General features: G+C 55.2%; 10 protein-coding genes. 6 read left to right on the top strand and 4 right to left on the bottom strand.

Going from position 1 to position 16,972, the window contains the following annotated elements; translation table 11 throughout:
• The coding region (locus ABX962_RS11660; protein ID WP_372719534.1) for a M17 family metallopeptidase at positions 1-904 on the bottom strand (904 nt) is incomplete at its 3' end.
• A gap of 286 nt (positions 905-1,190) precedes the next feature.
• On the opposite strand from ABX962_RS11660, the gene ABX962_RS11665 reads away from it, so the two are divergent.
• From ABX962_RS11665 to ABX962_RS11680, 4 genes are all read left to right on the top strand, one after another.
• Positions 1,191-3,053, top strand: coding sequence for a UbiD family decarboxylase (locus ABX962_RS11665; RefSeq protein ID WP_372719536.1), 1,863 nt, complete (start codon positions 1,191-1,193; stop codon positions 3,051-3,053).
• 206 nt (positions 3,054-3,259) lie between these two features.
• A complete protein-coding gene (locus ABX962_RS11670) occupies positions 3,260-4,291 on the top strand; it encodes a hypothetical protein (RefSeq protein ID WP_372719538.1) in 1,032 nt (343 codons plus the stop codon).
• On the top strand, positions 4,288-5,319 hold the full coding sequence (locus ABX962_RS11675) for a DUF362 domain-containing protein (RefSeq protein WP_372719540.1): 1,032 nt from the start codon (positions 4,288-4,290) through the stop codon (positions 5,317-5,319). The genes ABX962_RS11670 and ABX962_RS11675 overlap by 4 nt, the downstream gene beginning before the upstream one ends.
• A gap of 8 nt (positions 5,320-5,327) precedes the next feature.
• The gene (locus tag ABX962_RS11680) at positions 5,328-6,170 is read left to right on the top strand and encodes an SDR family NAD(P)-dependent oxidoreductase (RefSeq protein ID WP_372719542.1); all 843 of its coding nucleotides are present in this window, start codon (positions 5,328-5,330) and stop codon (positions 6,168-6,170) included.
• Positions 6,171-6,240: 70 nt separating this feature from the next.
• On the opposite strand, the gene ABX962_RS11685 is transcribed toward ABX962_RS11680, so the two are convergent.
• From ABX962_RS11685 to ABX962_RS11695, 3 genes are all read right to left on the bottom strand, one after another.
• The gene (locus ABX962_RS11685; RefSeq protein ID WP_372719544.1) at positions 6,241-6,753 is read right to left on the bottom strand and encodes a CinA family protein; all 513 of its coding nucleotides are present in this window, start codon (positions 6,751-6,753) and stop codon (positions 6,241-6,243) included.
• A gap of 45 nt (positions 6,754-6,798) precedes the next feature.
• A complete protein-coding gene (locus tag ABX962_RS11690; protein ID WP_372719546.1) occupies positions 6,799-8,154 on the bottom strand; it encodes a Gfo/Idh/MocA family protein in 1,356 nt (451 codons plus the stop codon).
• A 238-nt stretch (positions 8,155-8,392) separates the two neighbouring features.
• Positions 8,393-9,361, bottom strand: a complete 969-nt coding sequence (locus tag ABX962_RS11695; RefSeq protein WP_372719548.1) for a deoxyhypusine synthase family protein — start codon at positions 9,359-9,361, stop codon at positions 8,393-8,395.
• Between the two features lie 700 nt (positions 9,362-10,061).
• Here ABX962_RS11695 and rpoB point away from each other — a divergent pair.
• Together rpoB and rpoC are read left to right on the top strand one after the other, a co-directional pair.
• On the top strand, positions 10,062-13,784 hold the full coding sequence (gene rpoB, locus ABX962_RS11700; protein WP_372719550.1) for a DNA-directed RNA polymerase subunit beta: 3,723 nt from the start codon (positions 10,062-10,064) through the stop codon (positions 13,782-13,784).
• A gap of 179 nt (positions 13,785-13,963) precedes the next feature.
• A partial coding sequence (gene rpoC / locus ABX962_RS11705; protein WP_372719552.1) for a DNA-directed RNA polymerase subunit beta' occupies positions 13,964-16,972 on the top strand: 3,009 nt, incomplete at its 3' end.

Here is a 16,972-nt window from a genome sequence, read left to right on the forward strand (position 1 = left end):
CTCCGAGCTGAGCGACCGCTTGCATCACGCCAAGCACCGTCGCGGCGCCGGCCATGTCGCATTTCATGTCGACCATGCCGTCGCTGGGTTTGATCGACAAACCGCCACTATCAAACGTGACCCCTTTACCCACGATGGCAACCGGAGCTTCATCACCCCCCCCTTGATGGCGAAGGATTACAATTCGTGGAGGGCGAGCCGAACCCGCACCGACGGCAAGGATCGCGCGGCAATTTTCGGCTTCGAGTTTTGTTTCATCCCAGACTTCGATGCTCAACCCGGACGCCTTGGCAACATGGCTCGCTTGCGCAGCAAAGGTTTCGGGATAAATCACCCCGGCAGGTTCGTTCACCAACCGACGAGTTTGGTTGATCGCGTGGCCGATGATCTTACCTCGTTCGATCGCTTCTTGCGAAATGCCCGAGAACCGAATCGCAGCAGGCACATGCGTGCTCGGATCCGTTTGATAAATCGCTAGGTTTTCACAGGCACAAATCGCTCCAGCCACAATCGCATCATGGGTCGATGCATCAAAACACTCACCCAACGCAATATCAACTCGGTCCAGCGAGTTGTTGGTGATCGACCGAATCGCAATCGCGGCGATCTCAAATGCATCCACGCGATTGCTGCGAGCGTCGTCGCCGGTGCCAACAAGTAGCACAACCGGGGGGCCATCGTTGCTGGCCGGAACCAATTTGTTGATTTTGCCTCGTTTACATGAAATCGTACCCCGTTTGCGCAGCCGATCGATCCAGCCGTCGCCCGCTTCGTTCAGTCGAGTCAAGGTGGCCGAATCCTGCTGCTTATCCGAAATTCCTACAATCAACACGTCGGTGGACGCATCAGATGCATCGGTGAGTCGGCTGACATCGGGCGAGGGAAGCGGAAGACTTTCAAGCATCGGTTTTCAGGGGTTTGTAGGGCAATGGGACGCAGGCACTTTCCGTGTGACCGCTGCGGTGGCGGTCGAGCATGATTCGTGATCGACCGCTGTTAGTCTAAAGACATCTCGCCGGTTATCCTAGCTAGCCAGTAATCTTTGGGGGGGCCATCATCTTGGGGAGCCCGTCATCCTCGCAGACCCTCTGATCATCGTAGACCCGTCGCTGCTGCGGGGGCGGTTGCTCGCTTGGGCCTTTGTTCTACAACTACCGCAGATTCCCTCCTGCTCGATTTGAAAGCTGATTGTGAAGCACCGTAGCACTCAAGATGTTGTCGAGGATTTACGCCAAGACGGACGTTTGATCGAGGTCACCGATCCGGTCGATCCTGATTTGGAGATGGCAGAGATACAGCGACGTGTTTACGCTCGCGGAGGACCTGGCATCCTGTTTTCCAATGTGGTGGGGTCACGGTTCCCCATGGCGTCCAATTTGTTCGGGACGCTGGAACAGGCTCGCTATCTGTTTCGAGACACGCTCGAATCGGTTCGCCGGCTGATCGAACTGAAATTGGATCCGTCGGCACTTCCCAAGCGACCGCTGCGTTACGCGGGGGTTCCCTGGACCGCGCTGCATACCTTGCCAAAGTCGGTCTCCCGCGGCGCGGTGATGGCGAATCAGTGCCGTGTTTCGCAGTTGCCGCAATTGAAGTGCTGGCCCGATGACGGAGGGGCCTTTGTCACGTTGCCGCAAGTGCTGAGTGAGGATCCGGCCGCACCCCAAGATCTGATGAAAGTCAATCTAGGCATGTACCGGATCCAGATTTCGGGAAATGAGTACCAAGCGGATCGAGAGATTGGGTTGCATTATCAGATTCATCGAGGCATCGGTGTCCATCATCGTGCGGCACTCGATCGCAACGAGCCGCTGCGTGTCGCAATCACTGTGGGCGGTTCGCCGGCGATGACGCTTGCCGCGGTGATGCCGTTGCCCGAAGGATTGAGCGAATTGATCTTTGCCGGTGCGCTGTCGGGGCGACGCATCGCAATGGTGCGAGGCAATCATGCGCCGGTCTATGCCGATGCCGATTTTGCCATCGTGGGGACCATTGATCCGGCGCGGACGAAACCTGAAGGCCCTTTCGGGGACCATCTCGGTTACTACAGCTTGGAACATCCTTTCCCGCTGATGCACGTCGAGCACGTGTGGCACCGCGATGGTGCGATTTGGCCGTTTACCGTCGTCGGTCGACCACCTCAGGAAGACACCACGTTTGGCCAATTGATTCATGAATTGACCGACCCAATCATTCCAACCGTGATCCCCGGTGTCAAAGCGGTGCATGCCGTGGATGCCGCAGGTGTGCACCCGTTGCTGTTAGCGATCGGCAGCGAACGCTATATGCCGTATCTGGAACGCCAAGAGCCTCAGGAATTGCTGACTCAAGCCAACGCGATCCTCGGCAACGGACAGCTCTCGCTTGCCAAGTACCTGTGGATCACCGACGACCCTTCGGGCCAACTTGACATTCACCACATCGAACCGTTTTTCCAACATCTCCTCAAACGCGTGGATTGGCGACGCGATTTGCATTTTCATACGCGAACGACAATCGACACGCTTGACTACAGCGGCAGCGGGCTCAATCGCGGTTCGAAGTTGGTCGTCGCTGCTTCGGGCGATCCGGTTCGCGAATTAGCAAGTGAGTGGCCAAACGACGTTTCATTGCCGGAACCGTTTTCGCAACCACGCCGCGTGATGCCAGGTGTGTTTGCAATCGAGTCGCCGCAGTACTCGAGCGATGGAAAATCAAGCGATGGAAAATCAAGCGAGGTTGATCGGCTGGCCGAGGCGATGGGGCAATGGAAGGACCGGCAACGCGATTGTCTCGCCGGGGTGATGATCCTTACTTTGGTGGATGACAGTGCGTTTGCCGCCGCATCGCTTTCAAATTGGTTGTGGACCACCTTTACCCGCAGCAATCCCGCCGTGGATGTTGCCGGCGTGCAGCCATCGCTGATCGACAAACACTGGGGCTGTAGTGGGCCGCTGATTATCGATGCCCGCGTCAAGCCGTCGCATGCACCGCCGCTGATCGAAGATCCCAAAACCACCGCCAAAGTCGATGCGCGGGCGGCACGCGGCGGACCGCTAGCAAAGTATCTATAACGCTTTTCCTCGTCTTTTTTAGAGGATGACGCTCACAGGTGTCACGTAGCATGCCACGTCACGGACGTTCGTATTGTCATGCTATCGCTCGACTCGTAGGATTGCGAAAGGCGAGTGCCAGCCCTCCGAGGCTGAACGCCGCATTTAGCGTCCTGTGATGCGAACGCGAACGCGATCTGCGGTTCTGCGCAAAGCAGCAGTCCGGCGTGATCAAGATCAACCGCAATCGGCTTAACCCCAATGACTCCAATGGCGGCGACATGGAAGTGAACACGGCCCGCGTAAGCACGGCCCCCGTAAGAACAGCCCAGTGGATCGAGCAGCAAACCAAGCGTTTGGATGCGCAGCCGATTGTGGGTTATGTTCCTGGAGATCCTCCGTCGGCCGAGTCCGTTGCGTTTGCGGCCCTGGCGGCATGTGCCTATCGGCGTCCTGCGGCAGCGGCAACGGCATGTCGACGGCTATTGGATTCGCAACTCGGTGACGGTTCTGTTGCGGTATGGCTTGATGACAAAGGACCGTTTTGGCCCACCTCGCTTGCCTGTATCGCGTGGCGGCATTTTGAGAAACAATGGCCTGAACGAGCAAAGTCGTGGTGCCGCGATGGCTACGAAAAAGGGTTGGATTATCTCCTGAATTGTGGCGGCGAAAAAATCGCTCGCAATGAAATCATTGGTCATGACACCGAATTGGTCGGTTGGCCTTGGGTTCTAGGAACCCATTCTTGGATCGAACCGACTGCGATGGCGGTGCTCGCGATGCGACATTGTGACCGCGCAAATCATCCACGCGCGATCGAAGCGACAAAGTTGCTGTTGGATCGTCAATTGCCCAGCGGTGGTGCAAACTATGGAAACACGTTTGTGCTTGGTCAAGTATTGCGTCCGCATGTGCTGCCCAGTGCGATGTGTGTCGTTGCCCTGCACCGTATCACGCCTGTTCCCGATGGGCTTGCCGCAACGGTGCGTTACTTGCAACAAGAACTCAATCGTCCGATTGCCGCCACGTCACTTGCCTGGACCATTCATGCATTGGTGTCGGCAGCCTGGGATTCAGAAAACGGTTTTGAATTGGAGTTCGACTGGCCGCTTCGTTCGGCGATCGAGCGATTGCAAGTGATGGGCGAGAACCCTCATCGGCAAAATCAAATGATGTTGGCGGCGCGGTTTCGCGAATCACCGCTGCTCGACTTGCCACCGCTGCAAGTTGTTCGACCTACGGAAGGGACCGGCAAATGAGTCAATCCAATGATCCGATCGACCCGACGCCACAGCAGGACCGTCGCGGTTTTCTCGTCTCGGGAGCCGTCGTGGCCGCGGGGGCTGCGGGCGTGGCGTACTGGAACCGCCAATCGCGACCGAATTCGTCGGTGTTTATTGCGAGAAATCAAAAATACGATGGCGAGCTTGTACGCACGATTCGCGAGGGTTTGATCGCTTGCGAATTTGATCCCACCTGGATCACGGGAAAACGAGTTTTGCTGAAACCCAACCTGGTCGAACCATCACGGCTTGCGCCCCACATGACGACGCACCCGGCGATGATCCAGGCCGCTGCGGAGGTGTTTCGTGGCTGGAATGCCGAAGTGACGGTCGGCGAAGGTCCCGGGCACGTTCGTGATACCGAGCAGGCATTGCTCGATTCCGGTGTGATCGAAGCACTGCAGGATGCCAAACTTTCCTTTGCCGATCTGAATTACCAACAGGTCCGTGCGGTGGGAAACGTGGGCCGCGCCTGCGCACTGAAACAATTCTATTTCCCACAAGCGGTGATCGAAGCGGACTTGGTCGTCAGTATGCCAAAGATGAAAACGCATCATTGGATGGGAATGACCGGCGCGATGAAAAATCTGTACGGCGTGATCCCGGGATGCAAATACGGATGGCCCAAAAATGTGTTGCATTTCAATGGCATTCCGCAAACCGTGTTCGACATTAATTCCTCGGTCGGCCGAACGATAACGATCGTCGATGGGATTGATTGTATGGAAGGCGATGGCCCCATTCTGGGGACGAAAAAGTCGATGGGGTTGGTGTTGGTCGGCCAAAATTTAACCGCCGTCGACTCCACGCTGTGCCGGATCATGGATATCTTACCCGAACGTATTCCTTATCTTGCACTCGCTGCAGACAAGCTCGGACCGGTCAGCGAATCCCAGATCACCCAGCGTGGTGAATCATGGCGTCCGCTCGTGGATCCGTTCTTGCTGCTGGATCGAGATCACCTGCGAGGTTTGCGAGCCGCCAAAACGCACTTCGTCACTTAAAAACCAGCATGTCATTTCCTGAGCCCACCGCCGTGCCGCGGCCATCCCCGGCATATGCCCGCGTTTTTGACTGTCCCAATCCAGTCGCCTTGGTTACCGGCAGCGGTGCACCGCGAGTCGGTCGTGCGATCGCGATGGCGTTGGCCGAGCAGGGATGCCGTATCGCGCTGCATGCAAACACCAGCACGGACGAGGCCTCGCAAGCGGCTGCGGAAATCACGCGGCGTTTCGGCAGCGAAGCGATCGTGACCTGTGGGGGGCTGCAGCACGATGGGGTGGCCGATCGCATTGTCGAAGAAACGCATTCGCGATTCGGTCGCATCGATGTGTTGGTCAATTCGGCTGCGATTTGGCAGCCGACACGATTAGAAAACGTGACTTCCGACGAAGTGCGACGCTATTTCGAAATCAATGCTCTGGGGTCCTTCTTGTGTGCCCGAGCGGCGGGGTTGAAAATGGTGACGCAGCCCTCCGGCGGATCGATCGTGAACATTGGTGATTGGGCTACCGTGCGGCCGTACCTCGATCACGCTGCCTATTTCCCCAGCAAAGGATCGATCGAGGTGATGACCCGTTCGCTGGCGGTCGAGCTAGGGCATCGCAATCGACGCGTGCGTGTGAACTGCATCCAGCCGGGGCCCGTGCTGCTTTCGCAGGACGTCAGCGAATCGCATCTGCAATCGCTCGCGGCGAGCACCTTGGTCGGCAAGATCGGTACGCCTGAGAACATCGCTCATGCCGTCCAGTTTTTATGTGAAAACGACTTTGTCACCGGCGTCTGTTTACCCGTGGATGGGGGACGCAGTATTTTTGCCCCCGATGGACTGCAAGTCGGTATGAACACCGGCTAGCATGAACACCGGCTAATCTGTTGGTTGCGAACGCCGCTGCACGATCGATACACAGCGGTCGCAACGGGGTTTACCGCAGACGGGGCGAATATTTCGCGGACAAACTTTCGCTAGCGTCGCTCAAAACAATGCCCGCTGCTTCCTGTTGTCGCTCGACCCGCTCTGAAGCCGCCAGCCGCACGGCGCGAACTGCCGCATCGGCGATTCGTTGGCCTCGCCACAGCACACCGACGTAAATGATGCCATCGAGCTCCGCCGGCGCGTCAGGCCCGAGGTGTCCTGTTACCGCAACGGCCAAGTCGGCTTCGGGAGTTTGCTCCAGCACGTTCTTGGCCAACTCCATCGTCACTAACGCACTGACCGCCGTGTGTTTTTCGATCAAACTCGCAGCAATGTTTAACCACTGCGTCTTGGTTTGCTCGCGATACACCACCGCGGAACCGCACAGCCAGTTTGATATTCCCGGTACCGATGCTAGCGTCGCAGAGACCAGCCCCGCAGTACAGCTTTCGGCAAATACAATTCGCTTTTCGTTCTTGGCAAGTCCGTCTGCCAAGCTGCGAGCATGGTTGAGAATATTCATCGAGCGGTTTTGTGAGTGCATCGAAAGGGGGGAGGAGTTCGTGGATTATCCCAGCGACCAACCGGCACGTGGCTGGCGACGAAGCAAAGGCTCGGCTTCAGGGCATCCGACGCACTCCATTGTCTCGCGATTCCAAGTGATTTTTTTGCCCAGGCGATAGGCCACATTGCCGAGATGGTTGGCTTCGGTCAACGGGCCGGCGTAGCTGGCAAACGGGCTGCCGGTTTCGCCTTCGCCGCGACACGCCTGCAACCACTCTTGGTGATGACCCGGCGAATCAGCGATAAACGGTTCAGGGCGTTTGAATTCGGCAAAGTCCGACTCAGGCAACAGGACGTGCTTTCCATAATCGGACAACAACATCCCTTTGCTGCCGACAAACAAAACACCGCTGTCCCATTGCGGAATGGCTTTCTGTGTCCACAGTTCGGGCTTATGAGTTCCCTGGTACCAACTCAACGTGACCGGCGGCAATTTGCCTCGCGATCCATATTGGTAAACTGCCGTCATCGATGCCGGTGCGATTTCCGGATGCGGCGGAAGCCCAAACGACTCGACGGTCTGCGGCGCGTCCAATTGGAGGGCCCAGAAGGGAAGATCGTTCCAGTGCGAACCAAGGTCGGACATTGTGCCGTTGCCAAAATCCCACCACCGATACCAGTTTGGTCCGGGGAAATAGACCTCGTGGAAGGGGCGTTTCGGTGCCGGTCCAAGCCACAGGTCCCAGTCCAGATGAGCGGGCGGTTTCATCGCACCTCGAGGACGGCTGTCCACGAACAAGCGATCGCGGTGTTTTGCTGCGTCCGCTTCGGATTGGTAGCCCCACGCTCGGGATACCCAGACATGAGCTTCGCTGACGTCGCCGATCGCACCGCTCTGAATCAATTCAACGACGCGGCGATAGTTCCCCGATGCATGGATTTGCGTTCCCATCTGAGTGACGACGCCCGCTTTGGCTGCGGCTTCTGCAATACGACGGGTTTCGTAAACGTTGTAAGCGAGCGGCTTTTCGCAGTAAACATGTTTGCCCAGTTGCAGTGCTGGCATCGTGGCATAGGCATGCGTGTGTTCGGTCGTGCTGACAACCACCGCGTCAATGTCGTTTCCGATCGCGTCGTACATCTTGCGGAAATCCGAGAACTTTTTCGCCGCGGTAAATTGTGTGGCGGCATGATCCACGAACCTGGAATCGACATCACACAGCCCGACAACATCCACCGCCCCACTTGACGAAATCGCGGAAAGATTGGCACCCCCACGACCGCCGACGCCGACAAACGCGACCTTCATTCGGTCGTTCGCGGATAATGCCAACAAGGGACTCGATGTTGCGACTGCGGCGGCGCCTGCGATCGATCCCGCAAGTAGCTGTCGACGATGGAAGTGCAAGGGTGGGTTCATGGAATCACTTTTCTCAATGCCAGGAAGGAAATGAAGGTGGGACCGCGCAAGCGGTTTGCGGAGTGCAGGTGTTGGTTATCACCAGCGTCGTTCTGCAAACTCGTTTGGCGACACTCGCACCGACGCGGTTGAGCGGGGGAGCGAGAGGCCATCATTGTAGCCCGGCGACTTGGATCGCGTGGTGCATCGCCGCGAGTAAAACGGTCAATTTAGACCACGCGGCTCAAATGAAGCCCCGTTACCACTCTAAAACGTAGGCAAACACGAGCGGGGCGACGATGGATGCATCGCTTTGTACCATGAACTTCGGCGCTTCAGGCTCGAGTTTGCACCAAGTGATCTTTTCGTTGGGCACGGCGCCGCTGTAGCCACCAAAACTGGTGACCGCGTCACTGATTTGACAGAAATAGGCCCACAATGGGATGTCCAGCTTGAGATCCTGGATCATCAGCGGCACCACACAGATCGGGAAGTCGCCTGCGATGCCGCCCCCGACTTGAAAGAACCCAATCGGGCTGTGTTTGGAGGTTTCGCTGTACCAATGGATCAGTTTTTCCATCTGCATCGTGCCCGACGCGATCGCTTGATGGTTTGCTACTTTGCCTTCGTACACGCGAGCGGCGTAGATATTGCCCAGCGTCGAATCTTCGAGCCCGGGAACGAACACGGGAATTCCCGCGTCTTTGGCGGCCGCAAGCCAGCTGTTTTCGCGTGGGATCTGGTAGTGCTGAACCAAATCCTCGTCGTCCAGCAGGTCGAACATGAATTGAGCCGGCATTCGCATCTCCTTTTTCTCAGCGGCTGCCTGCCACATCACCAGCAATTTGCTCTCGATGTGACGCATTACCGTTTCGGGAATACAGGTGTCGGTGACGCGGTTGAACCCTTCGTCACGCAATTTGACTTCGTCTTCGACCGAAAGGGCTCGCCAATCTTCGATGATGCGGTATTCATCATGGGCGACAAGGTTAAAAATGTCTTCTTCGAGATTCGCAGCGGTACAGGTGATTGCATGCACCTTGCCTTGGCGGATCATCTCGGCGAGTGAAATTCCGAGCTCGCCGGTGCTCATCGCCCCGGCGAGCGTCACCATCATCTTGCCGCCATTTTCCGTAGCGACAAATTCGCGATAGCTTTTTGCGGCACTCAAGGTTTCGCGAGCATTGAAATGGAGAAAATTCTTTTCCAGGAATTCAGATACGTTCACGGCAAATGTTTCTTGTTAAAGCGTCACGAAGACAGAAGGGGAGGGGGATTTTGATTCTCGCCGACGATTCTAGCGGGAAACCCCGCGCTGCCGAAGCGGATGGGCCGCAGAACGGGGCCGCGATCGATCCAATCGGAACAAAAGAGTCCTTGACCGCTTTTTCTTGCCGATTTCACAAACCCAAAGCGGTGATTTTTGTCGCCACACGATCCGGAGTGCTTCGGCTCGACCAACTTTGCCAAATCGTCACAAACCAATGCTCCGCAACGGTTTAGCGGCATTATTCGGGTTGGCCGAGGGCGGGGCAGGCGTGCGTAGCATTATTCGGGCCAAAAAGACCGACTTGCCCTTTTCGGATTTTGGGCGATCTGTTAGGGTTTGAGGGTGATCACCGGTGTAATTGTTGCGTTTTGCGTCCAAATCTTTCCGCTTGACCGTTTTTCTGGGAATGTTGGCCCACAGAGACGGCGAATTCTCTTCATCCATCCTCGATGTTTTCTCGGGCTGATGGTTTGCGCTAAACGTGCTGATACACACCGGCAGTCGCCTTTTGCAACTGTTCCAGCTCTCGTTACCCCGAAGCATTCGCTTGGCACCACGATCGTTTGTTCAGTTCAATCGAACCGTTTGATTGAAAAGCGCCTCTGCTACCTCACTCGCGCCCGCCAAATATTGGCCTCCTAAGGAGCTTTCACCGAAGATGGCAACTACGACCATGCGTCGCCTCGAACCTACTAGCGTTCGACACTTTGGAACTGGACTTTCCACTTTTGAACTACCTGACCTCACCGCCCTGCAGACCGTGTCTTATGCGGCGTTTCTGCAAGAGGATCGTGAGCCACTGAACCGGGAAGATGAAGGCCTGGAAAGTGTGTTGCGCGAGATCTTTCCTATCTCAAGTTATGACGGCAACATCACGCTGGAATATCTTTACTATGAACTGGGCAAACCACGCTATACCAGTCAGGAATGTCGCCAACTTCGTCTGACTTACGGTCGACCACTGCGAATTTGGTTGCGTCTGAATCGCGAAGAGCCTGTGGAAGAAGAGGTCTATCTGGGCGACCTGCCGATCATGATGGGCGGTGGCGAATTCATCATTAACGGTGCCGAGCGTGTCGTTGTTTCGCAGTTGCACCGTAGCCCCGGTGTCGACTTCGTGCTCGAGCAAGACACGACGACCGATCGCAAATTGCCAAGCTGTCGTGTGATTCCCGAACGTGGTTCGTGGATCGAAGTTAACGTGACCAAGAAGGACGCGCTGACGGTTCGTATTGACCAGAGTGGTAAATTTGCAGCGACCACTTTGCTGCGTGCAATGGATCCCCGCTACTCGACCGACGCTGATTTGTTGGCGGCGTTCTACGAAACGAGCGAGTACAAGATTAGCGGTGGCAAGAGTGCCGCGAAGATCGAAGGCAAGATCGCCGTCGATGACGTGATTTACCCCAGCGATTCGGATCGCGCAGGCGAAATTATCGTCGAAGCCGGGCACAAGGTCACCAAGGAAGTTGCCGAGACGATCTGCACCGCTGGCGTTACCAGCATTGAGTGCATGGAATCGCCCAAGATTCCTTTGATTTTCAATACCTTGATGGAAGATAATACGGCGAGCCACGAAGAAGCGTTGCTTCGTATTTATCAACGGCTTCGCCCGGGGAATCCGCCGCAGCTGGAAAAGGCTCGCACCTTGTTCCAGGAAAAATTCTTTGACGAGAATCGATATCGTTTGGGCAAGGTTGGGCGTTTCCGTTTGAACCGCAAGCTTCAGCTCGGCGTCGATGAAGACATCATGACGCTTCGCCCCGACGATATGATCGCGGCGATCAAGTACTTGATCAATCTGTTCGATCCTGACAGCGGCGCGGAAATCGACGATATTGACCACCTCGGCAATCGTCGTCTGCGAACGATCGACGAATTGGCGAGCGAAGAGCTCCGTAAGGGCTTCTTGAAGCTGCGTCGTACCGTTCAAGAGCGAATGAGTATCAAAGATGCTCAAGACATGTCGCCTCGTTCGTTGATCAATCCGAAAAGTGTTTCCGCGGCGATCGATTATTTCTTCGGTCGTGGTGAGCTTTCACAGGTGGTTGACCAGACGAACCCGTTGAGCCAATTGGCGCACGAGCGTCGTTTGTCGGCACTCGGCCCAGGTGGTTTGAACCGTAAACGTGCGGGCTTCGAAGTTCGTGACGTTCATATTTCTCACTACGGTCGTATTTGCCCGATTGAGACACCTGAAGGTACGAACATTGGTTTGATTAGCTCGCTCGCGATTTACGCGGGTGTGGACAGCTATGGCTTCCTGGTCACGCCATATCGGTTGATCAAAGAAGGCAAGGTGATTGATCAAGTCGTGTGGTTGCGAGCGGACGAAGAGAGTGAATCGTACGTCGCACCGGCGGATACCGAGATCATCGATGGCGCGCTCGTTCCCGGGCCCAACATGATCGCTCGTTTCCGTAGCGACTTCGAAATCGTGCAGCCCGAGCAAGTCGATTACATGGACGTTGCACCGAGCCAAATGGTGGGTGTTTCGGCCGGTTTGATCCCGTTCCTCGAGCATGATGATGCAAACCGTGCGTTGATGGGGTCGAACATGCAGCGGCAAGCGGTGCCGTTGCTGGTTGCAGAGCCACCGATCGTCGGTACCGGTGTCGAACGAGAGGTCGCACGCAACAGTGCGATGGTCGTGCGGGCACGTCGTGCGGGCAAAGTCACCTATGCGGATTCGACCCGAATCGAGATTGGCAGCGATCACTACGACCTGAAGAAATATCAGGGCCTAAATGAACGTACCTGTTTGAACCAAAAGCCGATCGTTAGCATCGGTGACAAGGTCGAGCAAAACCAAATCATTGCTGACGGTGCCGCGACGCGAAACGGCGAATTGGCTCTGGGACGAAATGTCTTGGTCGGCTTTATGTCGTTCGATGGATTCAACTACGAAGACGCGATCATCATTAGCGAAGAATTGGTTCGCAATGACACGTACACCTCGATTCACATCGAAGATTTTGATGTCGAAATTCGCGAAACCAAGCTGGGGCGTGAAGAGTTCACTCGCGATATTCCCAACGTCTCCGAAAAAGCGCTTCGTAACCTGGATGACTCGGGGATTGTCAACGTCGGTACTTACGTCAAACCAGGCGATATCCTGGTCGGTAAAGTAAGTCCGAAGAGCAAGACCGAGTTGACTCCGGAAGAAAAACTGTTGCACGCGATCTTTGGTCGTGCGGGTGAAGACGTCAAGAACGACTCGCTCGAAGTCCCATCGGGCATCGAAGGGATCGTGATTGATACGCAGAAATTCTCGCGTCGTATGAGTTTGTCTGAAGATGAGCGAAAGGTTTTCGAAGCGGAATTGAAGGCCGTCGAGAGCGAAGGGAATACCGAAGTCGCTAGCACCTTTGAATCGCTCGTTCGCGAAATGGAAGAAGTCGCGGGAGTGAAGCTCAAAGATGCGACAGGGACTCCGTTGGCGGACGGTCAAGATCCGAAATTTGTGGCCGAACGTGCGACCTCGTTCCGCTTGGATCACATCTTGGATCAAGTCAAAGACGAAGCGAAGAAGAAGGAAGTCGAAAGCGTTCATGCTCAGCAATGGGCGAATGTTGAGGCTGCCATCGATGTGCGTGACCGCAAATTAAACAGCATGAAACGTGGTGACGAACTACGCAGTGGTGTTCTGCAGATGGTCAAGGTCTACATCGCCACCAAGCGAGTAATCAGCGTCGGTGACAAGATGGCGGGACGCCACGGTAACAAGGGTGTGATCGCCAAGATTTTGCCGATCGAAGACATGCCGTTCTTGCCCGATGGAACTCCGATTCAAATCATGCTCAACCCGCTCGGCGTTCCTAGCCGTATGAACGTGGGGCAGATTCTCGAGACACACCTTGGATGGGCCGGTGCCAAGCTTGGTTTCCAAGCATTGACTCCTGTTTTTGACGGTGCGAGCGAAGAGGACATCAACAAATGTCTCGCCGAAGCGGGGCTTCCCGCGCACGGTAAGATTCGTTTGACCGATGGACGCACTGGAGTTCCGATGGAACAGGAAACGACCGTCGGTTACATCTACATGCTGAAACTGCATCACCTCGTTGATGACAAGGTTCATGCACGAAGCACCGGACCGTATTCGTTGATCACACAGCAACCGCTTGGTGGTAAAGCACGTTTCGGTGGCCAACGTTTCGGAGAAATGGAAGTTTGGGCACTCGAAGCTTACGGTGCCGCTTACATTCTGCAGGAATTGTTGACCGTGAAGAGCGACGACGTCGAAGGCCGTACCAAGATTTACGAATCGATGGTCAAGGGCGAGAACACGTTGGAAGCGGGTACGCCTGCGAGCTTCGACGTGTTAACGAACGAGATCCGCGGCCTAGCACTCAACATGCAGCTTGAGAAGCGACCGATTTAAGAGAGGTATTAGGTATTGGGTTTTTGCGAGCGGGCGACTTACTGATCCGCTCCAAAAACCTTGTCCTCTCTCGTTTTGAAACCGCAGCGAACCGCTGCGGTCATGACTTTGCGACTTTCCATTCGATTGTCGCTACCCCCCCTGACACCTAAAAACCTGCTTTCTAAGGCCTGTGATTTATGTCGATTAGCGAAACTAGCAATTACGATCGCATCAACGACTACGCTTCGGTACGCATCTCGCTCGCGCGACCCCAAGACATCAAAAGTTGGTCCTTCGGCGAAGTCAAGAAGCCCGAAACGATTAACTACCGAACCTACCGTCCAGAAAAAGACGGTCTTTTCTGTGAACGCATCTTCGGCCCTGAAAAGGACTGGGAATGTGCCTGCGGTAAATACCGTGGAATGAAGTACAAGGGCATGATTTGTGACCGCTGTGGAGTCAAGGTGACCCACAGCCGCGTCCGTCGAAAGCGAATGGGGCATATCGAATTGGCGGCTCCCGTCGTCCACATTTGGTTCTTCAAAGCGATGCCATCGCGTTTGGGCAACCTGTTGGACATGAAGACCAGCTCGCTCGAAAAAGTTATCTACTTTCAAGATTACGTCGTCATCGACCCGGGCCAAACCGAGCTCGAAGATCGTCAATTGTTGACCGAAGAAGAATACCGTGCCGCGCGTGCTCAGTGGGGCAACGATGCCTTCGACGCCGACATGGGCGCCGAAGCGGTTCGTAAACTGTTGAACAAGTTGGACTTGGTCACGCTGTCCGAGAAACTTCGTGTCGATCTGCAAGAAACCGGATCGAAGCAGAAGAAAAAAGATTTGATCAACCGGCTGAAAATTGTTGAGTCGATCCGTGACAGCGACAATCGTCCCGAGTGGATGGTGTTGGACGTGATCCCTGTGATTCCGCCCGATTTGCGTCCTTTGGTGTTGCTTGATAGCGGTAACTTCGCGACCAGCGATTTGAACGATCTGTATCGCCGTATTATCAACCGTAACAACCGTTTGCGTAAACTTGTCGATCTGAACGCACCTGAAGTCATCATTCGCAACGAAAAGCGAATGTTGCAGCAATCGGTCGATGCGTTGTTCGATAACAATCGCTGTAAGCGACCTGTGCTTGGTTCGTCCAACCGACCGCTGAAGTCGTTGACCGACATGATCAAGGGCAAGCAAGGTCGTTTCCGCGAAAACTTGCTTGGTAAACGCGTCGATTACTCGGCGCGTAGCGTGATCGTGGTCGGTCCTCGTTTGAAGCTGCACCAGTGTGGTTTGCCTAAGAAAATCGCGCTCGAACTGTATCAACCGTTCATCATTCGTCGCTTGAAAGAACTCGGCCACGCCGACACGATCAAGTCCGCCAAGAAGATGCTTGAGCGTAAAGACGAAGAGGTATGGGATATCCTCGAGCAAGTGATTCGCAATCACCCCGTGCTGCTTAACCGGGCACCGACACTTCACCGGATGGGGATCCAAGCGTTCGAACCAACTTTGGTCGAAGGCAACGCGATCCACTTGCACCCACTCGTCTGTAAAGGCTTCAACGCTGACTTTGACGGTGACCAGATGGCGGTTCACTTGCCGCTTTCGATCGAGGCACAAGTCGAAGCTCATACGTTGATGATGAGTACCAATAACGTCTTTGCACCGTCCAACGGTAAGCCAATTATGAGTCCGTCGCAGGACATCGTGATGGGTTGTTACTACATGACGATGGAACAGCCTGACCGTAAGGGTGAAGGCATGGTTTTCTCGGGTTACGACGAAGTCGACTTGGCAACCGCTCAGGGCATCATCAATGTGCATGCCAAGATCAAGCTGCGTTTGCCCAAGTTCCAGAAGTTGAAAACCAAGGACGATTCAGGAAAATATGGTGCGATCATCGACACCACCCCCGGTCGTGTGCGGTTCAACGAAATGTTGCCTGACGGGATGGACTACTACAACTTCCCAATGCGAAGTGGCGACTTGGCGAAGGTTATTTCGGACTGCTACCAACGTCTCGGTCGTCGTGCAACCATTCACTTGCTTGACGACATGATGCAGATGGGCTTCCGCGAATCGACGCGAAGTGGTTTGTCGTTCGCGACCGATGACTTGGTGACTCCGGACACCAAGCTCAGCTTCATCAAAGATGCTGAAAAAGAGGTGATGAAGCACAAGAAGGCTTATGACCGCGGATTGATGACGGGGAAAGAGCGTTACAACCAGGTTCTCGATGAATGGACCAAAGCTCGTGAATCGATCACCACCGACATGATGAAAGCGATGGAAAATGACATTCGCGAAGGCGGATGGTACGTGAATCCCGTCTTCTTGATGTCGCACTCGGGTGCTCGTGGTGGTATCGAACAAATTCGACAACTCGCGGGGATGCGTGGTTTGATGGCCAAGCCGACCGGCGAGATCATCGAAACTCCGATTAAGGCGAACTTCCGGGAAGGCTTGTCGGTACTGGAATACTTCAGTTCGACGCACGGTGCACGTAAGGGCTTGGCCGATACGGCACTGAAGACGGCCGACAGTGGTTACTTGACTCGTAAACTTGCCGACGTCGCCCAGAACGTGGTGATCACGATGGACGACTGTGGTACGACCCAAGGAATCACCAAGGGGGTCGTTTACCGTGGCGAGAAGGTCGAAGTCAGTTTGGTCGACTCGATCAACGGACGTATCAGTCGTCAATCGATTGTGAATCCTGTGACGGATGAAGTCATCGTCGCTGAGAACCAGATGATCACGCCTGAGATCGCACGTCGCATCGAAGCGATGGGACTCGAGAAGATTCAAGTTCGTACACCGATGACCTGTGATGCTCCGCTCGGAGTTTGTCGTCGTTGTTACGGGATGGACATGTCCACCGGTGCGATGGTCGAAGAAGGGATGGCGGTTGGGATCATCGCGGCACAAAGTATCGGTGAGCCTGGTACCCAGTTGACCATGCGTACGTTCCACATCGGTGGTAGCGTTAGCAAGCAGATGGAAGAGTCCGATATCAAGAGCAAGAAGTCTGGTATCGTTCGTCTGACCCGGATGCGTGCGGTTCGAAACACCGAAGGTCGCAACATCGTGTTGACACGAAATGGCGAAATCTCGTTGGTCGACGATCGCGGTCGTGAAATCGAATCGTACCCGGTGCCAACCGGTGCGACGTTGATGGTCGAAGAAAACGATACCGTCACC

This window comes from Novipirellula sp. (genome assembly GCF_041583735.1).
Lineage (GTDB): Bacteria > Planctomycetota > Planctomycetia > Pirellulales > Pirellulaceae > Novipirellula.

Excerpts from the sequence above, each read along its gene's own strand:
- ABX962_RS11675 (WP_372719540.1), top strand. The coding sequence starts at position 4,288 with ATGAGTCAATCCAATGATCCGATCGACCCGACGCCACAGCAGGACCGT.
- ABX962_RS11680 (WP_372719542.1), top strand. The coding sequence starts at position 5,328 with ATGTCATTTCCTGAGCCCACCGCCGTGCCGCGGCCATCCCCGGCATAT.
- ABX962_RS11685 (WP_372719544.1), bottom strand. The coding sequence starts at position 6,753 with ATGAATATTCTCAACCATGCTCGCAGCTTGGCAGACGGACTTGCCAAG.
- ABX962_RS11690 (WP_372719546.1), bottom strand. The coding sequence starts at position 8,154 with ATGAACCCACCCTTGCACTTCCATCGTCGACAGCTACTTGCGGGATCG.
- rpoB (WP_372719550.1), top strand. The coding sequence starts at position 10,062 with ATGGCAACTACGACCATGCGTCGCCTCGAACCTACTAGCGTTCGACAC.